Genomic DNA, 22,041 nt, shown 5'->3' with positions numbered 1-22,041 from the left:
GAATCTTTCTCCTCAGTGAAAATCCTTATAGAGTTTCTTAAATAGCACCTTTTCCAAGAAAGAAGGGGAGATATTTCTCATCCATTTCAGGAACAATCCGCTCTTATCCATCACGACCAAGCGGGACTTGGGATTCTCGACCGCCTCTATCATCTTTTCTGCAACTTCTTTGGGAGACTTACTCTTGCCTGAATAATGGGATTCTCCCAATTTATTTCCGTCCCCGTCCAAACCGTTAGCGCGGAGATTTGTCTTGGTATAGGGCGGGCAGAATATGATGAAACGTAATCCATCCTCCATCAGTTCGATACGTGCCGATTCCATCACCGCGTGGAGAGCGGATTTGGAGGAAGAATAGGCGCTTCTTGCAGGGATCCCATAGAGACCGCTAACGGTAGAAGTCACCATCACCGCTCCTTTTCTTTTTTTGATATAAGGAAGAAGCCTATGAGTGAGAAGTACTGGACCGAAGAAATTGATTTCAAAGGCCTTTCGGAAGGCTTCCATCTGGGTCTGGTCGAAACGGGAATGCGCGGTAACTCCGGCGTTATTGAATAGAACATCCACACCGTCCGTAAGCTTGGATAATTTGCTTACCGCCTTATTGATCTCCTTTTCGGAGGAGAGATCCACGCCGATATGAAATAGCTCCGCGGGACGACTTTCCTTGCCCTTGGAAACTTTTTTGATCAGCTCCGGCTCGGTCCGGGAAAGATTGATCAGTCGGCAAGGTATACGGGATAAAATCTCAAGCAAGGCCTCTCCAATCCCTGAGGAGCCTCCTGTGAGAACGATGGTTTTGCCTTTCCAGGCATCGATCCGCATTACCGCTTATCCTTCTTCCGTACCCGACAGATTCAAGGATTTTTTATCCGATTAATGAACGACGGATTGATCGGATTTGTGAGCTTCCACTTCGTCCTGTATCAACCTCGCTTCCGCACGGAAGGCTATATATGACCAAACCCAAGTGATAAAGATGGAAACCTTATTCTTAAATCCTACTTGGTAGAATATATGAACGAAGAGCCAGGCCAACCATCCGAATAGTCCCTTCATTTTCCAGGAACCGACCTGGGCCACGGCATCCTGCCTTCCGATAGTCGCCATGCTGCCCTTGTCCACATAACGGAAGACTTTTCTCTTCTTGGATTTCAGATCTCCTCGAATCAAGGAAGCCACGTATCTTCCCTGTTGCATCGCCACGGGAGAAACTCCCGGGAGCGGTCTTTCCAATCCTTTGGAATAATTCGCGATGTCTCCGATGACGAATACTTCCGGATGGCCTTCTATATTACAATATTCGTCGACCATGACTCGGCCCATTCTATCCGTAGGAACTCCCAAAGCCTGGCCGATCGGATTGGCCTGAACTCCGGCAGCCCAAATGATATTCGAGGTAGGAATGACCCGATTCTCCAGATGCACTCCCTTCTCGTCTATGTCCAAGACCTTGGTGCCAGTGAACACTTCCACTCCCCTTTTTTCGAGTCTCTTCTTTGCGAATTCACCTAACGTAGGATCGAAGGTCGCCAAAAGACGGGGAGACGCCTCGATTAATGTGATTTTAGCGAGCCCCGGATCCATGGTATGGAATTCGTTTCGCACGATTTCGTGGGAGAGTTCCGCAATGGAACCGGCGAGCTCCACGCCCGTAGGTCCTCCGCCTATAATCACGTAATTCAGGAGTTTTTTCGCCGTCTCGGGATCTCCGGCCAATTCGGCCTGCTCGAAGGAAGTTAGAATCTTAGTGCGAATCTGAAGCGCATCCTTTAAGGTCTTCAGTCCGATGGAATATTTCTGCCAATGATCGTTCCCGAAATACCCGGCCCTAGCCCCCGCCGCCAATATTAAATAATCATAATGCTCTTCATGGCCCTGAAAATAGACCATCTTGCCCGCTATGTCGATTCGGTCCACTTCACCCAGATATACGGTTACGTTCTCCCTATCCCCCACTATGGAACGGGTGGGGATCGCAATATCGGCAGGACTTAAGACCGCCGTTGCAACCTGATACAGCAGAGGTTGGAATAAATGGTGGTTTTTTTTATCTATTACGATGATTTCCAGATTCTCTTCGTCAGAGAGCTTTTTGATCGCCTGCAATCCGCCGAAACCGGCTCCGATCACGATTACCCTTTTTTTCTCTTTTTTATCAGCCATGCTTAACTCCGTTTTTGCTCAGAACGAACTCCAGAAATCCCTCGGAAGCTTCCGTAACGATCTGCTGGACTTCTTCGAAATCCTTTAAAGTTCCGTAATAAGGATCCGGGACGTCCGACTCTTTATTCTGCCCCTTCTGGAACTTTCTGAATAGATGTATCTTTTTTCTTTCTTCTTCGCTTGATGTAAGTGCGAGAAGATCCTTTTGGTTGGATCTATCCATCGCCAGAATATAATCGAAATCGACGAAATCAGATCTGCGAAATTGACGCGCTTTGTGGACAAGCTCTATACTCTTTTTCCTTGCGGTTTGCCGGGTGCGAGGATCTGCCAATTCTCCCAAATGATAACGAGAAGTTCCGCAGGAATCGATTTCAAAGTTCCCAAGCAGGCCTTTCTTGGTTACGAGGTCCGTAAATGCTCCTTCGGCAGCGGGGGAGCGACAGATATTGCCCAGGCAAACGAAAAGCACCTTCGTCAAAGAGGAGGATTCCAACATATGCGAAAAACCTTATTTGGTTCCGATTCTCTCCCATAGGAATTCGGGGATCGAACGCATCAGCACTCCGATAAGAGCCCAAGGGAACCAAGGCACGGTCGCCGACCTAGTTCCGGATTCAATCCTATCGTAGATCTTTTTAGCTCCTTTTTCGACGGAAACCACAAAAGGTCGGGAAGCCAGTTTTTGGTTGATAGGAGTATCTATGAATCCCGGATGAATCACTGTGACCTTAATTCCCGAACTCTTCAGTTCCCCTCTTAACGCCTCCAAATAAGTGGAGACTGCGGCCTTAGAAGTAGAGTAGCTCGCGGAACCGGGTAAGCCTCTAAAAGAAGCAACCGATGAAATTCCGACGATTTGTCCTTTCTTTTGGGAGCGAAATAAACTCTGCAAAGAGGAAATCCCCGCCATAAGCCCGATTAGATTCGTATCTATCACCTTCTTGTCCGCTTCAAAACTCTTGACTCCGAACGAAGAGCTGGTGGAAATTCCGGCGTTCGCTATAAACAAATCCAAACCACCCAAGTCCTTCGCTAGCTTGGGAAGAATTTTAAAATTCTCTTCCGGATTCGAAACATCCAATGAAGCGACGATCACCTTGCCTCCCGCCCCATAGCCTCGGATCTCTTTTGCAAGATCTTCCAAAACTTTTTTACGACGAGATGTCAGGGCCACGTCGTGCCCTGCTTTGGCGTATAATTTCGCCAATTCCATTCCTATTCCGGAACTTGCTCCGGTGATGATGACTTTCTTCTTATTTGGGCTTATAGACATTAGAATTAACCGCCACGTTATTCATTAAATTAGTTTACCCCATAGCCGGGAAAGGAAATATTTTACCTGCAAGTATACCCGGAGTTATAAGCTTCGGCGAAGCGACCGCGTTTTGTCGGATATTTCCTCCCCTTCCGGGCGGTAAGAGATGCGAAATTTGGAACAAGAGCTAAAATCTAAAGAAGAAGAAATCCAAAAGCTCCGGGAAATCATCGGTCTATACGAGAGAGTCTCCAAATTAGGAGAAGAAGAACTTCTTGCTGCCGAACTTACCCTAAACGCACAAGAAACCACGGCCAATCTTGCAAGAAGCGAACTCATAGAAATGAGGGACCGCTTCAAAGGGATCGGCCAAGTAGATACGGAACGAAAGAACGCGATCCTAGAAATCGTAAACGATAAACAGGCCCCTTTACCCAGCCTCGCAAGCAAGTTCGAGGAGATGGGGAAAAAAGACGATTATTTCTATTCGGACTTTTTTAGAATCGTAGCCAACCTAGACCTCCCCGAATCGGAAGCCAGATCCCTTTGGAAGGAAATCTATACTCACGCGGAAGGCTTAAGCAAGCAACTAGGCAGAAGCATGAACTTCGTGGTGGCCCTGCTCGACTTCATTTATCTCAAGAACCGATTGATCGAAAATCCCAAGATCGTGGATATGTATTCCTTCGAGGAAATCATTCTGAATGCGGTTATAGACGAAGGCACGGGCATTTACAATCGCCGATACTTCAACCTGGTACTCAATAAAGAAATCACCAGAAGCAAACGTTACAAAAGAAGCTTCTGCTTATTCCTTTTCGATTTGGACAATTTCAAGAGAATCAACGATACCAAGGGGCATGAATTCGGAGACGATATCCTAAAATTGGTCGCAGGGACCCTGATGTACGCTTTCCGGACTGAGGATATCAGTTGTAGAGTCGGAGGAGAAGAATTCGCCGTCATTCTTCCGGAAACCACAAAGGCCAACGCTAAGATCGCCATAGATCGTTTCAGAACTTATTTGAGAAATTCTTCCAAGAACGATTTCGGAATAGAAGTCACCGTCTCGGGAGGGGTTTCGGAATATCCTTCGGATTCGGAAGACGGAAGCCGTCTCTACTCCGTTTCAGATTCCAGATTGTACGAAGCCAAGGCCGCAGGAAAGGATAGGATTTCCTACTAGAATCGATTATTCTGCGTCTTGGATCTGGTATTCGATTTCCTTGGTAGTGATCTCGTTCAGTTTAGAAATCAATAATTCGTTGGTATTCGCAAGCCTATCTGCAAGGATTCTGACCATCTTTGCAGCGAATTCCGGATTAGCGATCAGATATCTCTCCAATTGTTGTTTGGATTCCACCGCGACCATCTCCGTATCCAAGACCGCCCTCGCAGTCGCAGTTCTGGGCTTAGACCGGAACAAAGCCATCTCTCCGAAAAAGTCTCCCTTCTTCATCAAGGCAAGGCGAGTCGCGGAGTTCTTATGAGTGAAGAATATTTCGACGGTTCCGGAGAGAATAATATACATGGAATTATTCGTTTCTCCTTCCCTAAAGATGATCTGTCCTGCCTGGATGCTGATTTTATTCATGATTGCGCGATTTCCAATTCCGTTTGCTTAACCTAAAGCCTTTCCTAACGGAAAGCTCCAGACTATCTGACTGCGATTCCCGAAAAAATCCTAGAGGGAAAAGAAAAGCCCCGTCCTTCTTTAAAGATCGGGAAACGAGTTGCGAATCTCGAGCCCGAAGGAGGAAGGAACTCCCTCCCCTACTCCTATAACCCACAAAACACCCCGCCTTCGAAAGAATTATGTCTCATTTTAGAAGAAGGAACTCCTTCCTTGTGAGGAGTTCCTTCCTGCTTAGGACATTCCGTTTCTGAATTTAGGATCAACCACCACTCCGGATTCACGGATTTCCGAAAGAGCGGTCGCATACGCCAAAAGGATCCGGAGAGCGAATGTGCTCCTTTCCCGGATGTATCTATCCTCATCGGAAGCCGGCTCTGCCCCGAGAAGCAAATGCTCCGCATCTCGGAAAATCAAATGTTCCGGAATATAGCATATCTTACTATTCTTGTAACTGCTTCCTCTTAGCTCCTGGATCGGAAAAGCTCCTCCTCGTCCGGAGGAAACGGAAGCCAATAATGCCGGCTTGTGTCCCATCTGTGCAAGCCCAGCATGCAGGAAAAAATTCTTAATCGCGGGGCTTGCCATTCCGTTATACTCGGGAGTGATGATCACGAATCCTTCCGAATTCTTTAGATTTTCGTCTATCGGCTTCCAAACTCCCTCCCAAACTTCCTTGGAAGAAGGAGTCTCTTCCCAAAGAGGAAGCGGATTCTTTCCCAAGTCCAGGGTCCACACGTCCACGGACATTTCCTTCAATTTGGAGGATAAGAATTCTCCGACCTTGGAAGATTCGGATTTAGTTCTAAGCGAGGAAACGATAACGCCGATTTTCATTGAGTTCCTTAAAGAATAAGAGTTCTAACGATCTATGTTAGGAATAAATAGACTGTTACGAACAGATTCGAAGAAACGGCGTTTTCTCCAATCAGAAAAAAGATCGGCTAACTCAATCCGTATTTTTTCTTCAGGGAAGACAAGTCTCTCAGAAAGGATTCCCTATTCTTAGAGCTTAAAACCCTCAAATCCAAGACGACTCTTTCCGCAGGCTTCCGGGGTGAAATCGTTTCACCCCCTCGTCCTTCTTTTTTCTTGAGAAGGGTTTCCAGATTTTTCACGGACGGATCCGACCCGCTCTTAATCAATTCGGAGACAGATTTCTGGTCCAGACGCGCAATCGAGCTGAGTTGCTTTACGTATCTTTCCGTATATCCCAGGATTTTACCCACTTCTTCCGCGGTTTTCTTCCTTTCCTTTCTAAGGAACTGAATCGCTCTACCGATCTCCCAAGGGTTCAGACTTTTTCTCTTCTCGTTTTCCGCGAGAGCCATCTCGTAACATCTATCCTCGGAAGCGTCCGTCTCCACGGTCGGTATAGATTTCCAACCCAATACCTTGGCCGCCTGGAATCTTCGCTCTCCCGCAACAATCTGGAATTTTTTACCCACTTTGCGCACAACGATGGGCTCGATAAGGCCCAAGCGCTTCATGGACTCCACAAGATCTCCGACTTCCTCTTTTCCGAAGATTCTAGGTTGGTCCGGATTCGTTACGATATCGGAAACTTGTATTTCCTTCTTGGAAGTTTCCTCTCCTCCGAATGCGGTGAGTAAATCCAATCCCGCAAAATCAGCCCTTTTCGCCATTGGCTCTCCTCACCACTTCTTCCGCCAGAGTGGAAAACATCTGCATCGCTTTCGGATCGTATTCCGACAATAATTTCCTCTTCGCTTGGGATTGAGGAATAGCTTCTCTTCTGTAAACTACGGACTCGAATACAGGGAAATATTTACGGATCGCATCGGCAAGCCCGGAGAGAGCTCTTGAGTCCTCATACTGATTCAAGACAGCGCCCAAGAGACCTAGTTCGGGATTCGCCTTCTTTTTGATCTTCTCTATCGTGCCGTGAAGATCCTTAAGACCCTGCACGCTGAACGCGCGGGTCTGTATGGGAACGAGAACCAAGTCCGCAGCGATCAAAGCATTCTCCAGAATCAGACCCAAAGAAGGAGGACAATCTATGATGATATACTCATAAGCGGAACGGATCGGCAATAATGCGTCTTTCAATAATTCGAAATCGTCCCTCTCGTAAGGAGTCGTAAAATTCGCCAGATGTATGGAAGAAGGAACCAGGTCCAGATCCGGAGCGAGACTCACTACGATCTCGGAGACGGGCAGCTTGGGCTCTCCGCGGTATCCTAGAGTATGAAAAACGGATTTGTCGGTCTGTCCTACATACAATTGGGTGATATTGGCCTGAGCATCCCAATCTATTAACAGCACTTTCTTTCCCGATCTCGCTAAGGCCTCGGCTAAGCAAATGGAGACTGTGGTTTTACCTTCTCCGCCTTTTTGGTTGGAGACCGCAATAATGACCGATTCGAAGGAGTGCTTCTTTCTCTTTTGGAAATACTTATCCAGAACTTCCTTCTTGTATTTTCCTTTGGAATCCTTGGGTAAAGACCAGGCTTCCGCTTTTTCCAAGAACTCGGCTTCGGAGTCGAATGCGTATTCGCTCACGACTTCATCTATACTTAAAACCCTAGCTTTCAAAGATCCGGCCACAGTTTCTTGTTTCCATGATTTGAGGAATTTGTCAAGAAAACCTATGTCTCATTCTATTAGAAGAGGCAAAAAACCGAATTGCGGCGATAGGGGAGGGGAGGAATCTGGGACGTTCTTGTCAGAAAGGCCAAAACGCCTTCGAGGGTGAAATCGTTTCACCCTCTGTCCAATTGCAAAGATCGAATGAAAAGAAACATACTTTCAATATTCCTCTTCCTCTTAGTCGTATCCTATACCCGAATCCATTCCCAGGAAAAAAAAGAACCCCAGATCCCCTTATCCCCGACTAGGCCGGAAGAATATGCCGCATCCAAAAATCCCGAGCCCTCCGCCTGGTACAAAAAAATTCTCTCTAGAAGTTCTTTGTCCCTACTCTACGGAGAAAACGGAGGCCAACATATCTTCGAATCCGGGATCAAATACCCGAATCTTTCCGGAATCAAAGCGGGTTCACGGATCACATATAATCGGGAATTCCAATACATGGGATTCGAAGCCAAACATTGGTGGGATAGCTGGGAATTCGGATTGGGATATAGGACCACGGGAAGATATGTGAGAACGGGAGAGGGGAGGGACGAAGATTTCTCCCTCTATAATTTAAGCAAAGAACAGGGTACTAAGATAGACTTCGCGAATTGGAGCTTTCGCGATTCTCCTTATACTTTTATCGGGTCCCAAAATTTCGCGGACGGAAGAGGTAAGCTCAAAATGAAGGAGGACAAAATCAGCCTCAGCGTCCGAAAATATCTGGGATCATCCGGACCGGATTCCAGAAAACAAGGAAGCGGAATGTTTCTCTCGGCAGGAGCTCATTACTCGTTCTTTAAATATTATCTCTACGACGTGGACCAATGGATCGCAACTTCTCCGGTCACTTACGGAAACATAGGAATCGGCCTCAGTTATTCCAACTCGACCTGGGAATTTCCCTTAGGAGTAGGATACAGATACTCGGACGGCAAATGGATTTTAGAGGGAGCGTTCTTAGGGAACGTATGGTATTCCCATATCAGGGATTATCACTATCATAGAAATCTAAACTTTATAGGGGATTCCTCCGGATATGGTGTGGAAACTCATTTAGGTGCGGGCTATATCCTGGAGTCTTGGCTATTCTTCCTGAAACTCACTGAAAATCGACTCTACGGCTCGGGGACTTTCACGACCAAGGGAGGAATCGATTTCGAGGATATAAAATCCAATTACTCAGGATCCTTCCGAAATTATCTGAGCACGAAACAATTTTCCGTGGAGCTACAGGCCACTAGCTTTTTGGACTGGCTTTCCAGATAAGATGTCCTATCTTTTAGCTTGTCCGCGCCGTTACCCTGTCTAATCTCAGCAACAGAAGGAGTGCTTGCTTCTTCTAGTAAAAATAGATAACGGACTCTGGCGTTTGAAAAATAGACTCCTTCTTCTCAATCTCGGCGGACCTCGAAGTACCGAGGAAATCCCTAAATTCCTAAAGGACCTATTCGAAGACCCCTTGGTATTCGATCTTCCCTTACCTGAATTCTTAAGAATACGTTTAGCTCGCAAAATTGCGGAAAGTCGCGCAAAGAAAGTCGCCGAGACTTACGCATCCATGGGCTTCGGAGGAGGCTCTCCTCTGGTGGAAGAGACGGAGAAACAAGCGGAAGAGCTACGCAAGCTACTGGAAGAATCCGGAGAACGTTGGGAAGTCAAGACCGCAATGTGCTGCGGATATCCTGACCTCCGAGAATTGCCCAAGGAATGGACGGATCCTAATTTAGGAGTCGTCATTCTTCCTTTGTTTCCTCATTTTTCCAGATCTACCGTACTCTCCACAGCCATGCTTATGGAGAAGAACCTCGGATTCTGTCCCGCCTCTTCCCGCGGATGGGTCCGACCTTTTTCGGATAGACAGGAATACCTACATTCCATTCGGGACCTAATATTAGATTTCTTTAATGGCTCTCTAAGGAAAAACGGGTTTTTGCACTATGAGCCCGCCACCATACCTGACTGGCAAAATCTGGACTTGGTTTTTAGCGCTCACGGTATCCCCTTGAGACTGATCCGAAAAGGCGATGTTTATACCGAAGAAGTGGAAAAAAACGTGGAGGCTCTCGCTCAATTATTGAGAGGAAAAGGATTTCAAGGAAAAATCCATTTGTCTTACCAGAGTAGGGTAGGGCCGAGCAAATGGACTTCTCCCAACACTTTAGACAAAATCAAAGAGCTGGGCGAGACCGGAACAAAACGCGTAGCTATCTATCCTATCAGTTTCGTAAGCGACCATCTAGAAACTCTGGAAGAAATCGGAGTTCAGATCCGCGATCACGCTTACTCCTACGGGATCCGAGACTATTATAGAATACCGGCGCCTGGTTGTTATCCGACATTTTTAGAGGCCTTGGCAAAATTCGTATTCGAAGCCAGACATTCCTTAAGCCAAGGAGACTCCGGACCTTGTATCTGTAGGAGCTCCGGAGGATTTAGACCAGAGAAAGAAGGCAAGGTCTGCCATGGAGTTTAGAGGAAAGATCAGATGAAACGAACTTTAAAAGCCAAACATATCGGAGTAACGATCTCCGCGGCATTCTCGTCCGCATATAAATACCTTTCGGATCCCGGCAATTTTCACGAATGGGCCTCCGGATTATGCAAATCCATCACGCATCTGTCCGGAAACGAGTGGATGGTCGATTCTCCCATGGGAAAGGTAAAAGTGAAATTTACCGAATCCAATCCGTTCGGAATTATAGATCATTATGTGGAGTTGGAACCGGGCAAGATCGTATACAACCCGATGAGAATATTAGAAAACGAAGAAGGATGCGAAATCGTTTTTACTCTTTTTCAGACAGTGGATATGTCCGAAGAAAAATTCAAGGAAGACGAGGCCTGGGTTCGAAAAGATTTGGAAGAATTGAAAAAACTACTAGAGAAGAAATTTTCCGATTAAATCCGGGCCTACTTATCGTAGGCATAAGCCCTTTCCAAAATGGACTTCAGGCCGATTCCGCTTCTGAAATTTCCCTCCACTCTGATTTCAGGAGGAAGGATTCTATCCAGATCCCGATTAAACGCCAAAAGCTGAGGTCCGTAAACGGGGAGGACTCCTTTCCAAACGGTCACATAATGATTTAGAGGGGTTCCGCTTTCTGGAAATAATTTTTTTCTATCGTCTTCTACGATTCGGATAATTTCCTCTTCCGACTTCGAAGCTATCTCCCTATCTCCCGCTCCTCCGAAAATATACGTTTCGGAATGAATGCCTGCCGAAGTTCTGCTAGGAAATATAAAATCGTTCATCAAAATTCCGCGCACCCTAAACCCCATTTCGGAGGAAAAGCTCTTGTGATCCTTGGGAAATAGGATCCCGAAACCTTTTTTGCCGCTCAGAACCGAATCCGTCCCGAATCGAGTGACAGAAACTATCGGAAGGGTATCGAGCATACCTTGGTAAGCTCTTAGTTCCGGAAAATCGGATTTTAAAATCTTTAAAGTGGCGTTCAAGCCGGTAGTGATCGTAATTGCGGACTTAGGATAAGATTTTCTCAATTCTTTCAAACTCGCGATTTCCTGTTTGAATCGAATCTTTCCTTTTTGCGAGACCCTAGCTTCCAATGCACCGAGTAAGGAACTAAGTCCTCCTTTAAAACTAACAGTCCCTCTTCTGCCCGGCTGTAATTTGGGTTTATCTTTCCCCTTCGAAGCATAGATGCGAATATTCTTCCAGAGAGGAACATCTTCGGGGAGAAATTTTCCAAGGACGAATTCCGCGGACATCACATCCAGATCTCCGGCATATATCCCGCCTAATGCCGGTTCGACGATTTTGGAAAGAGCGGGATCCCCCAACACTCTTCTTCCCCATTGGTAGATGGACTCTCCCGGAATCGGACGAGAAGGGACAGTGGCTGCCGAAAATAGAAGCCGAATCGTTTCGGTTAAGCTTAATGGAAATCTTCTAGGTCTTCCGTTCGCGAAAATGAATCTTTTCTTTGCGGAGGCGTTTGCAACGAGTATATCCAGACCCAACCGAGAGGATAAATTCTCCAACTCCCAACAATTTATAATGGCGTTAGCGGCTGTCTCTACGATTCCGTATTCCGTCTGAACGGATCGAATCAATCCTCCGGAGTTTCCTTTTTTTTCCAAAACCAATACGGACTCGCCTTTTTCTACGGCGAGAAACGCATGCAATAATCCGGTGAATCCGGCGCCGACTATAATTCGATCGGGAACAAGCTTTGCCACGGTTACATACTAGACTAGCTTCCGGACTTGGCAATTAAATCCCGGGTCGAAAGAGAATGTTGGCCGTAGTTTTTTATCAAACGGAAGGCTTAGAATTCGAAACGATATCCGAGAGTGTATTTGGTTTCCAATCCGAATGCGGAACCGCCTTGGCTGGATCCAAGCGAGGACCCTACAGGAGAAGGAACTGCGGATAAAATCACGCCTTGCTTTTTTCCGTCGGATTCGGAACTAAGACTTACACCGGAGTTAGCAAACAGATACGCATCCAAAACGTTAATGAGATAGATACCTCCCGCAACCCATAGTACGCCTTGGTACTCGTTGAAATTACGATCGGCTTCTTCTCTTTTGATACGAAAAGGATTCTGGTATTGGTCGGCGATAAATGCGGTAAGAGGATCGGTATAAACCGGAGTAGTAGTGATTTGCTGCCCCATAGACGCTAAAAATAAATTCTCTTTCGTATACGGATTGCCCAAGTTCCCGTAATCCGTTACGGAATTACGATATACTCTGAATTTATCGTAAGCTAAAAATGCCGCAAAAGCGAATAGGGTAGGATAGATAGCACCTTGAAATTTACGATTAGAGTAGAATTGTCCCCAACCGGGAATTACGGCGGAACGCATGGCCGCCTTTAACGGACGACTTCTTTGGGATCTTAGAAGTTCGTCTTGTCTACGGGCTTCTTCGAGGGAGGCTTCCTTCTCTTTTTCTTCCTGTTCCCTCTTTAGCTTTTCCTCTTGCGCCTTGGCCTGTTCTTCCTTTTCCTCTATCTCCCTTTTTTCGGTGGAGATCTTGTTTTCTTCGTCTTTGCGAATCTTTTCCTCTTCCTCGTCGTCCACGTCTTGGAAGAGAACTTTCAGCACCAGATCCTTATCGATCTTTCTTTTGCCAGCTTCGGTTTGGAGAAGAATAGAATGTTGATTTTGAGTGATGATCTCCCCTCTTACTTTTCCGCCTTCACGCAATAGGACGGTCACGGGAAAAATTCCCGTCGGTATCAGGAAAAGAATCATCAAGATGGAAATGAATCTACGAAATGAAAACATGATAAAAGCCGAACGTCGTCCTGAATTATATAGCAAATCTGACCTTTTTCGGACCAATTAAGTCTCCTCGAATTGGACGAAAAGAAATAAATTTCCTAATCACCCTATCCCTTAAAGACAAAACAGCTCAAACCCCCCGAACTTTCAGGAGAAAGTCTAAATCGACTGGGAAAAGACCTTGGTTTCCGGACTTTTTCTTCTCAATCGGAGATCCAGACCGGTGCATGCATTCCTTAAGAAAGGCTTTCCGGCTTCCGTCAGGACCAAAGTGTTTCCCTGCCACTCTATTAGATTATCGTCCTCCATGGTCTTCAAATAGAGCCGCACCTCTTCAAAAATCCCGGAGGGTAGGGTGACTCTTCCCATGGTAGAGAGCTTCAGGATCAAGTCTCTTTGTACTAAGTCTTCGGCGGACAATTTATGTCCCCTGAGGAGTGCATGACCGCTCTCGTCGATTCTTCTTTGGAACTTCTTCAGAATCTTCTCGTTTTGATGGAAGCAATCCCAACTATCCGAGATCGCAGAGACTCCCATTCCCAGAAGCAGATCCGTAGGCTTCGTGGTATATCCCATAAAATTTCTATGAAGACTTCCGTCCAGCGAGGCGGTGTAGAGGGAATCGGTTTCCAATGCAAAGTGGTCCATTCCGATTTCCTTATATCCCGCATCCAAAAACATTTCTCTCCCGATCTCGTACAATTCCCTTTTCTCTTCGCTCTTAGGAAGGTCTGCCTCCGTAAAAAGCCTCTGAGCCGCCTTGATCCAGGGAACATGCGCGTAACTATAAAATGCGATCCTATCCGGGCGTAGATCCAGGGTCTTACGTATGGTTTCTCGAATGCTCTCTCCCGTTTGGCGGGGAAGTCCGTAGATCAAATCGAAATTCACGGAGTGATAGCCGAGTTTTCTCGCTCCTTCCGTGATTCCCGCGGTCAACTCATAGGGTTGATTACGATTCACCAGTCTTTGTACTTCAGGATCGAAATCCTGGACCCCGAGACTGATACGGGAAAATCCGTATTTGCGCAAAACTTCCAACTGTGTCAGACGGGTCCTTCTAGGATCCACTTCCAGAGAGAATTCGGGATTCTCGGCTACATTCCAAGATTCTAATATTGGTTTGAGAATCGCCTCCAGATTTGCTTCGGATAAATATGTAGGAGATCCTCCGCCCAAATGCAATTCTCGCAGTTCTCTCTTGGTCAGCTCCGGAACGTCAGCCTTATACTGTTCGAACTCTTTCAAAAGAGTCAATACGTAAGGATCTTCCACAGAATGGTTTTTGGTGATCGAAGTATTACATCCGCAGAAGGAGCATAAGGTTTCGCAGAATGGGATATGCAGGTAAAGCGCAACGGAAGCGTCTTCCGGGACGAGTCGTCTGCGGATAGCGGCCACCCATTCTTCCCTAGTCGGATTATCTTCCCAGTATGGAACCGTAGGATAACTCGTATATCTAGGTGCGGGAACGTCGTATTTTCGGATTAAATCGGTCTTAGAGCTCATGCTAACGCCTCACGGATCGTATTCACAAAGGTTCTGACATTCGCTTCGGGGGTTTTCGGAAGAACTCCGTGTCCTAAGCCGCAAACCCATCCGGCTCTTTCTTCCGGACTCATACCGGCAAAGGGTCGGATCCACTCGGATAGATACTTGGAAAATTCTCCCGGCTCCAAGAAGAGAAGCGCCTGATCGAAATTTCCTTGTACGAAATGAGAGCCGTTACCAAGCAGAGGAGCGATATCCGTTCTATGGTCCATACCGAATCCTACCAACCCGGAAAGAGAACGTATCGCCTGCAAGGAAGCCGGGGCTAAACTCTTCGCATAATAACCGATTCTTCCCGGAAAGGCTTCCACAAGATTACGCACTGCGGGTAAAATTCCCTCTTGGAAAAATGCGGGAGACGCGTCTCCTGCGGCCGTATCGAAAATCATCACGATCTCGGCTCCGCCTTCGAGCTGCAAACGGATATTCTCCCGAAGCAACGGCAGAATCTTATCGTAAAAGCCCTGTCTCAAAAGAGGAGAAACCTTAGGAAGGATCAGATTTCCATCATGTTTTCCTAACGTTGCATAACAGAACAGAGTCCAAGGACCTCCGATGAATCCGATCAAGGATTTATCCTTAGGAATCCGATTTCTGGTGATCTTCACCGCTTCCTTTTGGAATCCCATAAACTCGACCGCTTGCTCCAAAGGAAAGAAGCGATCCAAATCTTCCTTTTTGGCTAAATTCCATCCTAGTTTGGGACCCTCGTCTCCGAATCTGAGTCCCATGCCCAAGGCTTCCAGAGGGAAAAGAATATCCGAGAATAGAATCGCTGTATCGAAATCGAAATCGTTTACAGGACCGAATGCGACTTCGGCGGCAAGTTCCGGAACTTTGCATAATTCTTCGAAAGAATGTTTCTTTCTTAGATTTTGGTAATGCGAATGATATCTCCCCGCCTGGCGCATCATCCAAACGGGAGGGGTGGCCTGGGGCTCCCGCTTTAAAGCGGCTTGGAATCTATGGTTAGGCATCCTTCAGCTCTCCGATCCATTGGTAACCGACTCCTCTTACGGAACGGATTGCGTCCTCGCCTCTGTCTCCGAAGGCTTGTCTGAGTCTCACAATGGAGTTATCTATAGTTCTATTTGTGGGGAATTTTTCCTCTCCCCAAAGGCGATCCAGGATCTCGTCCCGGCTAATCGTTCTATCTCTCTCTTCTACGAGGAAATTCAGTAAGGCGCAATCCCTCTTGGAAAGATGAATCTCTTCTCCCAAAGGAGTGGAAATACGATACCCGTGAAAATCCAGGACGTATCCTTCGTAAGAATATTTTGTTTGTCGAATGGAGTGTTTATGCGACTCCAACACGTGCTTCACTCGAATCAACAGTTCCTTCAAATGAAACGGTTTAGGTATGAATTCTTCCGCTCCCAATTCAAAACCGCGAAGTCTTTCCGGAGCGCCGGAATGAGCCGTGAGAAACAGAAAGGGAGGGCAGTCCTTGCGTGTCTTCAATTCTTGGGCGAGCTCGAATCCGTCCCCGTCCGGGAGGCGCACATCTAGTAGGATCAAATCCGGCCTGGTTTCCACTGCCAATACGCGAGCTGACTGGGCGGAGACCGTCCAAACCATCTCGTAACCTTCTTTCTCGAGTCTCTCTTTTAAGGTTTCCCCTAAAGAACGATCGTCTTCCACTAAAAGCAATTTCGCTTTCATGAGACGTCTCCGGGGGAGGGGAGAGTCCATTCTGCCAGAAATCCCCCGTCTTGAGAATTTCGGACGGAGAAACTTCCCCCCATTCTTCCGATCAACTTCTTCGCAATATAGAGACCTACTCCCGTACCACTCGTGCTTGTGTGTCTCAAAAACAAACGGCCCAAAGATTTGGGATCTCCGGAGAATCCTTTACCGTTATCCAAAAAGGAAAATTTAACCTTATTTCCGGAAAGAGGTTCCGAAAGAATTCGAACGCTGTCCGCACCGCCATGTTGCACCGAGTTTTCGAGAAGATTTCTAAATACGCTTTCCAAGGCCCTGCGATCTGCGAGCACTTTAGGCGCCTTCCAATCCGTTTCCAATTTCAACTCGGGCCAATCTTCCCTTAAATAATTCTCCAAACTCTTCAAGTCCAAGACTTCCAGATAAAGACCTTCGGATCTCATGAGGCTGGCCAGATACAAGGCCTTGTTCATCTGCGACTCTATCCGAGTGGAATCCTTCATGAGTCGATGCAGCAATCGATCCTTCGTGGCGTCGACTCCCTCTTCCAAAAGGCTCTCCGCCTGCAATCTTAAACTGGCCAAAGGAGTCTTCATCTCGTGAGTGACAGTGGAGAAGAAATCGTGAATCAGTTTATTTCTTTTATCTTCGCGAAAGGTGAGCCAGACGAGAGTGATCCCTCCACTAGCAAGAAGGAAAAGGAAAAAAGTACCTTCCATCTTGATCATAGAACTTTGGCGCTCCAACTTGTCCAAAACTTCCTTTTCTGCGTTCTCACCCAATTTAAAGGCGAGCTCCGTGGCCATACGATTCTGCTTAAGCCCCAAAAACAGCCACCAGACCCCCAGGGAAATCGTCACGATCACCCAGAGCACCGGCAAAAAGACTTTTCTGGACCTAGCCTCGAACATGACTCTATACTTTCAATTTTCCTAATGCGGTCTTTGCGAGCTCGAGAGTCTTATCGATCACTTGGTCGGTGTGAGCAAGACTCATAAATCCTACCTCGTATCCGGAAGGCGCGAGATACACTCCCTCGTCCAAGAGAGAATGAAATACTTTGGCAAACGCCTCCTTATGCCCGGTCGGGATCGCATCCACCGTTCGTATAGGAGAGGCCGTCTTCTTATGAAACCAAAACAGGGAAGAATGGGACGTACTCGTCCAATCGGAACCCGGATCCTTCTCCCTAAAAATGGAAACAAGACCTTGGACCAGTTTCTCCGTACGTTTTTGTAAAGTATCGTATACGTTCTCTCTCTCGCATTTTTGCAGAGTGGCAAGACCCGCCCTCATTCCGAAGGGACTCGCGCTTAAGGTTCCCGCCTGGTAGACAGGACCTTGGGGAGCCACAAGATCCAATAGATCGGCCCTGCCCGCATAGGCTCCTACGGGAAATCCTCCGCCTATGATTTTTCCGTAAGTTACCAGGTCCGGATGGATCCCCAATTCTCCGCTCATACCCTTTAGACCGACCCGAAACCCGCTGATCACCTCGTCGAAGAAGACCAAGGTTCCGTTTTTTCTGGCGATCTCAGCGATTTTAGAAAGGAATTCCTTTCTCTGCATTAATAAACCGTAATTAGCAGGAAGAGGCTCAATCACAACGGCGGCGATATTCTTGCCTTCCTTCGCAAACAAATCTTCCACCGCTTTCTCGTCGTCCAGAGGAAGAACGAGAGTATTTTTGATAAGCTCGGAACCGATCCCTGCGCTATCGGAAGAGGAAACCCCCGCAAGACCGGACCCTGCTTTAACGAGAAGCGCGTCCAAATGCCCGTGATAGCATCCGTCGAATTTCAGGATCTTGTCCCTTCCGGTGGCCGCTCTCGCGACACGAAGAGCACTCATGACGGCTTCCGTCCCGCTATTTACGAAACGGATTTTTTCCACCCAAGGGATTCTGGAGACGATCCACTCGGCCAACTCCAAAGAATAAGGCTCCGCAGCCCCGAAACTCCAAGCCAATTCCGCGGTTTGAGAAACCACTTCATGGACTTCGGGATCCCGGTGTCCTAGAATCAAGGGCCCGAAGCTAAGGCAATAATCTATATAATCTTTTTCTGATACATCCGTGAGGTAGGCCCCTTTTGCGGATTTGAAGAATACGGGGTCCCCGCCGACGGATTTAAAGGAACGGACGGGAGAATGTACTCCACCGGGGGCGACCTTCTTCGCTCTTTCGAATAATTCCTTAGAACTAACGCTCATTTAGGATAAGATCTCCTTTCCTCTTCTTGCAGCATATGTGATCAAATAAGACGCGCCCGCACGGGAGAATACTTGCCAGGTCTCCCTGAGAGCGTCCTCGAATTTACAAAAACCGTTTTCGGCCAGAAGGGACAAGGAAGCGTATTCTCCGCTCACTTGATAAGCCCCTACGGGCAATCCTGTCTTTTCTCGTATGGGAAGAATGAGATCCGCAGACGTTATGCCCGGCTTAACCATCAAAAGATCCGCTCCTTCTTCCGCGTCCCTTACGGAAGAGAGAAGGGAATCTTCTCTGTTCCGAACATCTATCTGATAGGAAGAACGATCCCCGTGCCCCGGAGTGGATTCCGCCGCTTCCCTAAAAGGTCCGTAAAAATGACTCTTGAATTTAGTGGAATAGCTCATGATCGGTACATGCTCGAGTCCGTTTTTATCCAGAATATTTCTGTGACTTGCGATTCTTCCGTCCATCATATCCGAAGGAGAAATACCGTCCGCACCGGACTCGGCATAGCATAGAGCGAGCTCGGAAAGACGTTTTACGGAGCTTACATTCTCTATTCTTCCCTTGGAATCCAAGAGACCGCAATGACCGTGAGTGGTCAGGGAGCAAAGACAAGTATCCACCCAAAGGAAGGCTTCGGGAAACCGAGCCTTGATCGCACCGATCGCTTTTTCGTAGAAGTGTCGGGGAATGGAATCGTCCGACTTTTGGCCGGGGACGAGAAATAAAAGAAAATGTTCCACTCCGGCCTTTAAGTCCGACTCGACTTGAGAGAGAACCGTTTCGGAATTATCCCTAAATACCCCGGGAAGGGAGGACATCCTCTCTGCGGAAGCCAAGGACTCCGCCACAAAAAGAGGTTGTATTAACTTTTTATAATTCAAGGATTCCGAAGAAGTCAAATTGCGCATAGGCGCGTTCAACCGGCTCCTTCTGAGTCCCATTCCGCCCATCTCTTTCATATAGCACCTCTATCTAAAAGGGGATCCTTAGATTCTCCCTTGCAGGCCTTAACCCAGGATTCATAATTCGGAAATACGAAAAGCTTCGCGTCCGAACCTAACGTTTTTAGAATATATCTGTAAGTCGCTCCGGTTCCGCAGGAATGCACTTTATCCGCAATCGAAGGATCCCGTTTTAAAGCGCGATCGAATTGGGAAGCGCTCATCCAGAAAAAATGAGAATACCCCGAAAGGTCCGGCTGGACCGGATCGAATTCCACCTTATAGGTGACGAACCTCTTCCAGACTCCTTCGATAAGATCGCTTTCTTCATGAGTCAATTTTAGGAATTGCGGAGAAGGATCCAGAAGACTTACGATTTTCGCAGCATCCTCTTCTCCCAAACCGTCCGTGGATCCGTGAACCCAAATATCCCGGGCGGCCAATTTTTCCCAGGTCTTAGCGCCGGCAACGACGAGTATCGTATCGGGTTCGGGAGAATTCCATTCGGAAGGAAGAGAATCCGCTCTAGATACGAACCAGAATTTTTCCGAAGGAGAATTTGCCTGAGTAGGTATTCTTTTCATACCGAAACCTTCTTTAGGTTTGGGAAAAATCGAATCCCAAGAATCGGGAGTAGGGAAATCCTTTCCTTTCCATCTATGAAAACGATCCAACTCTATACCTGCATCCGTCTTTCCTCTCAAGAAAAGAAAATCCGCGGAATCCGCGGAGAAGATGCTGACTCCGATCTTCTGGTGACACCCTCCTCCGAAGAAAGAAAGAATCCTTCTCTCTTCCGAAACGGCATCTTCTTCTTTTTGATTTCTTAATACGGAGAGTAGATTCTTCACTCTTTCATCCCCCTTACGGATCTCCACAGCCAAGGCTCCTTGCGCGGGAGCGTTCGGATTCTTGGATAAAGGCAGGACCATGAACAATTCGGAAAGAATAGTACTGCGGATTACGGATCTGAGATCTTCGTATTCCTTTTCAACGGAGAAGGAGAAATTTTCGGAAAGTAATCGATCCAATGCGGCCTTGGCCACGATAAGACCGGAAACGGAATCATCCTCTTTCCATTTGCGGATTCTAGTTTGAACGTTTCCTCTTACGGGATGAAAGCTGATCGGTTTTCCTTGGAGACGAGAGGGGAGGGCCTTAGGCAAAAATGCGGTAAGATTATATTCTCTTCTAGGGCTGGAAGAATGGATTTTCAATTCTGCAGGAGGAGTCTCGAAAGCGCTTCTCTTCCAAAGCAGCACGTCTCTCTGATCGGCCCTAGGCAGGACCATGAAAATCTCGGTGCCTACATGACCTTCCAAATCCAGATCTTTATAAGAATGAACTACCGCGTCCACAGAGCCTTCTACTAGATCCTTGGTCAAATCCTGGGTAAAGACTCCTTTGCCTCCCATTTTCCAAAGGGGAGTAGTGAGATCCTGATCTCCACTGGCTTCGCGAAATACAAGTTGGACCTCCAACTTAGAATGAATTTTTCTGAGGGAGTCTTGTACTAAGCAGGCTTGGAGTTTAGCGAGAGAGCTTTTACGAGAACCGATTCTTAAAATGTCGGACAAGGTAGGTCATCCCAACCGAATACAAATTGATGCGATTCCAATTCTCTTTCTTCCAGGAGTTCGTCCAGAACGGTAACCAATTCTTCCCGGACTTTCCGGGTTCTTTCTTCGGTTTCCTTCAGAGAGGAGAGCATCTCCGCAAAGGATATGTAAACTACTCCCTCAGGCCAAGAAGATTCCAACGGTTCCTCTCTAAAATCTAAAACCAAATCTCCGGGATTCAATTTTTCCAACCAAGGAGAAAGATTCATAGGAGCGGCTATGACCCAAGCTTCTCCCTCGGGATTCCAATCTTCGATCAGATGATGAGAAGTTTTTGAAACGGCGGAAAGATACTCCAAGCGATTCGGATTACGTCCTACGATTTTCACATCCTTACCGGACTTGGAAAGCCAGGGCAGAATTTTTTCCGCCAATTGGCCGGTCCCCAAGAGTGCGACTCTATTCGGAGAAGGTTTCGCTTCGGATAGGTATTTATCCGCAAGACCGCCGTAAGATTGTTCTCCTAAATTTTGCAGGTAACCGGAGCGAAGAGTTCTGCAATCTTCGATCAATTTATCTCTTAGACGCGCCAAATATTCTCCGAATGCGGAGTTTGGAACCTCTTGGAACCTTTGACGAAACTGAGCAAGAACTTCGGTCTCTCCGAATAATTTAGATTTCAAACCGGAGATGATTTCCAAAAGCAAACCGTATGCTTCGTATCCGGATTTCATTTCCCAATTTGCCGGGAGACGATCTGGATCTTGGTGAATCCTAGAATCGGAAATCCAAACGGTACGCATGCATGTTTTCCAAGCGAAAGCGTCCGGGACGGAGAAGAAATCTCTGTCGTTAGATTCGGAATGAAAAACTTGAAGTGTGGACCACATCTACCTAAGAGCATACCTTTTCAAGCGGCCCATTTGTCAAAATACTGTCAGCGATTCGGAAAATATTCCTCTTGCGAGTATTGAGACCCATTTTCAAAATGACTTTATGCTTTGGGACATAGAGACTCAGGATAAAATCGTTTATTTGATAGTTGCCGCTACGGCTGTGTATCTTGCGTTTCCTTTGCTTTCTACGATCAAGAGCCTCTTCGGAAAATCGACCCGCAAAGAATTAAGATTCGGTTGTTATGAGGACGCTTGCTCCTCCTGCACAGTGATAGTTGAGAAAAGTCAACCCTTACGAAAAACG

The 22,041-nt window shown here is 47.0% G+C and carries 22 protein-coding genes; 4 read left to right on the top strand and 18 right to left on the bottom strand.

Annotated features, from left to right (window positions below):
- Positions 1-12 precede the first annotated feature (12 nt).
- Genes LEP1GSC061_RS11120 through LEP1GSC061_RS11105 form a run of 4 tightly spaced genes read right to left on the bottom strand, consistent with a single transcriptional unit; the run spans position 13 to position 3,442 of the window.
- Positions 13-825: an SDR family oxidoreductase gene (locus tag LEP1GSC061_RS11120; RefSeq protein WP_016545593.1), complete on the bottom strand. Its 813-nt coding sequence runs from the start codon at positions 823-825 to the stop codon at positions 13-15.
- A gap of 51 nt (positions 826-876) precedes the next feature.
- Positions 877-2,166 carry an NAD(P)/FAD-dependent oxidoreductase gene (locus tag LEP1GSC061_RS11115; protein ID WP_016545613.1) on the bottom strand — a complete coding sequence of 430 codons (1,290 nt, stop codon included), beginning with the start codon at positions 2,164-2,166 and terminating at the stop codon, positions 877-879.
- Positions 2,159-2,665 carry a low molecular weight protein-tyrosine-phosphatase gene (locus LEP1GSC061_RS11110; protein ID WP_016545762.1) on the bottom strand — a complete coding sequence of 169 codons (507 nt, stop codon included), beginning with the start codon at positions 2,663-2,665 and terminating at the stop codon, positions 2,159-2,161. Before LEP1GSC061_RS11110 ends, LEP1GSC061_RS11115 begins: the two co-directional genes overlap by 8 nt.
- 12 nt (positions 2,666-2,677) lie before the next feature.
- Positions 2,678-3,442, bottom strand: coding sequence for an SDR family NAD(P)-dependent oxidoreductase (locus LEP1GSC061_RS11105; protein WP_016545647.1), 765 nt, complete (start codon positions 3,440-3,442; stop codon positions 2,678-2,680).
- A gap of 148 nt (positions 3,443-3,590) precedes the next feature.
- On the opposite strand from LEP1GSC061_RS11105, the gene LEP1GSC061_RS11100 reads away from it, so the two are divergent.
- Positions 3,591-4,610, top strand: coding sequence for a GGDEF domain-containing protein (locus LEP1GSC061_RS11100; RefSeq protein ID WP_016545451.1), 1,020 nt, complete (start codon positions 3,591-3,593; stop codon positions 4,608-4,610).
- Positions 4,611-4,616: 6 nt separating this feature from the next.
- On the opposite strand, the gene LEP1GSC061_RS11095 is transcribed toward LEP1GSC061_RS11100, so the two are convergent.
- From LEP1GSC061_RS11095 to LEP1GSC061_RS11075, 4 genes are all read right to left on the bottom strand, one after another.
- The gene (locus LEP1GSC061_RS11095; protein WP_016545543.1) at positions 4,617-5,018 is read right to left on the bottom strand and encodes a cyclic nucleotide-binding domain-containing protein; all 402 of its coding nucleotides are present in this window, start codon (positions 5,016-5,018) and stop codon (positions 4,617-4,619) included.
- A gap of 273 nt (positions 5,019-5,291) precedes the next feature.
- Entirely contained in the window at positions 5,292-5,894 is a 603-nt protein-coding gene (locus tag LEP1GSC061_RS11085; protein WP_016545766.1) for an NADPH-dependent FMN reductase, read from the bottom strand.
- 107 nt (positions 5,895-6,001) lie between these two features.
- On the bottom strand, positions 6,002-6,703 hold the full coding sequence (locus LEP1GSC061_RS11080; protein ID WP_016545481.1) for a ParB/RepB/Spo0J family partition protein: 702 nt from the start codon (positions 6,701-6,703) through the stop codon (positions 6,002-6,004).
- Positions 6,687-7,613 carry a ParA family protein gene (locus LEP1GSC061_RS11075; protein ID WP_040508618.1) on the bottom strand — a complete coding sequence of 309 codons (927 nt, stop codon included), beginning with the start codon at positions 7,611-7,613 and terminating at the stop codon, positions 6,687-6,689. The genes LEP1GSC061_RS11080 and LEP1GSC061_RS11075 overlap by 17 nt, the downstream gene beginning before the upstream one ends.
- A gap of 195 nt (positions 7,614-7,808) precedes the next feature.
- Here LEP1GSC061_RS11075 and LEP1GSC061_RS11070 point away from each other — a divergent pair, with 195 nt between their 5' ends.
- From LEP1GSC061_RS11070 to LEP1GSC061_RS11060, 3 genes are all read left to right on the top strand, one after another.
- Positions 7,809-8,921, top strand: a complete 1,113-nt coding sequence (locus tag LEP1GSC061_RS11070) for a putative porin (RefSeq protein ID WP_016545733.1) — start codon at positions 7,809-7,811, stop codon at positions 8,919-8,921.
- 103 nt (positions 8,922-9,024) lie between these two features.
- Positions 9,025-10,128, top strand: coding sequence for a ferrochelatase (gene hemH / locus LEP1GSC061_RS11065; protein WP_040508617.1), 1,104 nt, complete (start codon positions 9,025-9,027; stop codon positions 10,126-10,128).
- Between the two features lie 12 nt (positions 10,129-10,140).
- Complete coding sequence (locus tag LEP1GSC061_RS11060) at positions 10,141-10,557, top strand: polyketide cyclase / dehydrase and lipid transport (RefSeq protein ID WP_016545472.1); 417 nt, start codon at positions 10,141-10,143, stop codon at positions 10,555-10,557.
- A gap of 8 nt (positions 10,558-10,565) precedes the next feature.
- Here LEP1GSC061_RS11060 and LEP1GSC061_RS11055 read toward each other — a convergent pair whose 3' ends face one another.
- From LEP1GSC061_RS11055 to LEP1GSC061_RS11010, 10 genes are all read right to left on the bottom strand, one after another.
- Positions 10,566-11,855: a protoporphyrinogen/coproporphyrinogen oxidase gene (locus tag LEP1GSC061_RS11055; protein WP_016545569.1), complete on the bottom strand. Its 1,290-nt coding sequence runs from the start codon at positions 11,853-11,855 to the stop codon at positions 10,566-10,568.
- An 89-nt stretch (positions 11,856-11,944) separates the two neighbouring features.
- Entirely contained in the window at positions 11,945-12,910 is a 966-nt protein-coding gene (locus LEP1GSC061_RS11050) for an LA_0442/LA_0875 N-terminal domain-containing protein (protein WP_016545630.1), read from the bottom strand.
- Between the two features lie 156 nt (positions 12,911-13,066).
- Positions 13,067-14,416 carry an oxygen-independent coproporphyrinogen III oxidase gene (gene hemN, locus LEP1GSC061_RS11045; RefSeq protein ID WP_016545636.1) on the bottom strand — a complete coding sequence of 450 codons (1,350 nt, stop codon included), beginning with the start codon at positions 14,414-14,416 and terminating at the stop codon, positions 13,067-13,069.
- A complete protein-coding gene (locus tag LEP1GSC061_RS11040; protein WP_016545567.1) occupies positions 14,413-15,435 on the bottom strand; it encodes a uroporphyrinogen decarboxylase family protein in 1,023 nt (340 codons plus the stop codon). Before LEP1GSC061_RS11040 ends, hemN begins: the two co-directional genes overlap by 4 nt.
- A complete protein-coding gene (locus tag LEP1GSC061_RS11035) occupies positions 15,428-16,120 on the bottom strand; it encodes a response regulator transcription factor (protein WP_016545480.1) in 693 nt (230 codons plus the stop codon). Before LEP1GSC061_RS11035 ends, LEP1GSC061_RS11040 begins: the two co-directional genes overlap by 8 nt.
- Positions 16,117-17,034 (bottom strand): sensor histidine kinase, encoded by a 918-nt coding sequence (locus tag LEP1GSC061_RS11030; RefSeq protein WP_016545666.1) that lies wholly within the window; start codon positions 17,032-17,034, stop codon positions 16,117-16,119. The genes LEP1GSC061_RS11035 and LEP1GSC061_RS11030 overlap by 4 nt, the downstream gene beginning before the upstream one ends.
- A gap of 4 nt (positions 17,035-17,038) precedes the next feature.
- Entirely contained in the window at positions 17,039-18,334 is a 1,296-nt protein-coding gene (hemL, locus tag LEP1GSC061_RS11025; protein WP_016545622.1) for a glutamate-1-semialdehyde 2,1-aminomutase, read from the bottom strand.
- Entirely contained in the window at positions 18,335-19,282 is a 948-nt protein-coding gene (gene hemB, locus LEP1GSC061_RS11020; RefSeq protein WP_040508616.1) for a porphobilinogen synthase, read from the bottom strand.
- 14 nt (positions 19,283-19,296) lie between these two features.
- The gene (hemC, locus tag LEP1GSC061_RS11015; RefSeq protein WP_016545695.1) at positions 19,297-20,859 is read right to left on the bottom strand and encodes a hydroxymethylbilane synthase; all 1,563 of its coding nucleotides are present in this window, start codon (positions 20,857-20,859) and stop codon (positions 19,297-19,299) included.
- Positions 20,844-21,731 carry a Rossmann-fold NAD(P)-binding domain-containing protein gene (locus tag LEP1GSC061_RS11010; RefSeq protein ID WP_040508560.1) on the bottom strand — a complete coding sequence of 296 codons (888 nt, stop codon included), beginning with the start codon at positions 21,729-21,731 and terminating at the stop codon, positions 20,844-20,846. Before LEP1GSC061_RS11010 ends, hemC begins: the two co-directional genes overlap by 16 nt.
- Positions 21,732-22,041: the final 310 nt, after the last annotated feature.

The organism is Leptospira wolffii serovar Khorat str. Khorat-H2 (genome assembly GCF_000306115.2).
GTDB lineage: Bacteria > Spirochaetota > Leptospiria > Leptospirales > Leptospiraceae > Leptospira_B > Leptospira_B wolffii.
The sequence above is the reverse complement of the archived record's forward strand: the minus strand, read 5'-3'. Positions and strand labels throughout refer to the sequence as shown.

Coding starts and splice junctions, on each gene's coding strand:
- LEP1GSC061_RS11070 (WP_016545733.1), top strand. CDS start 7,809: ATGAAAAGAAACATACTTTCAATATTCCTCTTCCTCTTAGTCGTATCC.
- LEP1GSC061_RS11115 (WP_016545613.1), bottom strand. CDS start 2,166: ATGGCTGATAAAAAAGAGAAAAAAAGGGTAATCGTGATCGGAGCCGGT.
- LEP1GSC061_RS11080 (WP_016545481.1), bottom strand. CDS start 6,703: ATGGCGAAAAGGGCTGATTTTGCGGGATTGGATTTACTCACCGCATTC.
- LEP1GSC061_RS11050 (WP_016545630.1), bottom strand. CDS start 12,910: ATGTTTTCATTTCGTAGATTCATTTCCATCTTGATGATTCTTTTCCTG.
- LEP1GSC061_RS11085 (WP_016545766.1), bottom strand. CDS start 5,894: ATGAAAATCGGCGTTATCGTTTCCTCGCTTAGAACTAAATCCGAATCT.
- LEP1GSC061_RS11060 (WP_016545472.1), top strand. CDS start 10,141: ATGAAACGAACTTTAAAAGCCAAACATATCGGAGTAACGATCTCCGCG.
- LEP1GSC061_RS11105 (WP_016545647.1), bottom strand. CDS start 3,442: ATGTCTATAAGCCCAAATAAGAAGAAAGTCATCATCACCGGAGCAAGT.
- hemB (WP_040508616.1), bottom strand. CDS start 19,282: ATGGGACTCAGAAGGAGCCGGTTGAACGCGCCTATGCGCAATTTGACT.
- LEP1GSC061_RS11100 (WP_016545451.1), top strand. CDS start 3,591: ATGCGAAATTTGGAACAAGAGCTAAAATCTAAAGAAGAAGAAATCCAA.
- hemN (WP_016545636.1), bottom strand. CDS start 14,416: ATGAGCTCTAAGACCGATTTAATCCGAAAATACGACGTTCCCGCACCT.
- hemL (WP_016545622.1), bottom strand. CDS start 18,334: ATGAGCGTTAGTTCTAAGGAATTATTCGAAAGAGCGAAGAAGGTCGCC.
- LEP1GSC061_RS11035 (WP_016545480.1), bottom strand. CDS start 16,120: ATGAAAGCGAAATTGCTTTTAGTGGAAGACGATCGTTCTTTAGGGGAA.
- LEP1GSC061_RS11030 (WP_016545666.1), bottom strand. CDS start 17,034: ATGTTCGAGGCTAGGTCCAGAAAAGTCTTTTTGCCGGTGCTCTGGGTG.
- LEP1GSC061_RS11120 (WP_016545593.1), bottom strand. CDS start 825: ATGCGGATCGATGCCTGGAAAGGCAAAACCATCGTTCTCACAGGAGGC.
- LEP1GSC061_RS11110 (WP_016545762.1), bottom strand. CDS start 2,665: ATGTTGGAATCCTCCTCTTTGACGAAGGTGCTTTTCGTTTGCCTGGGC.
- LEP1GSC061_RS11010 (WP_040508560.1), bottom strand. CDS start 21,731: ATGTGGTCCACACTTCAAGTTTTTCATTCCGAATCTAACGACAGAGAT.
- LEP1GSC061_RS11040 (WP_016545567.1), bottom strand. CDS start 15,435: ATGCCTAACCATAGATTCCAAGCCGCTTTAAAGCGGGAGCCCCAGGCC.
- LEP1GSC061_RS11095 (WP_016545543.1), bottom strand. CDS start 5,018: ATGAATAAAATCAGCATCCAGGCAGGACAGATCATCTTTAGGGAAGGA.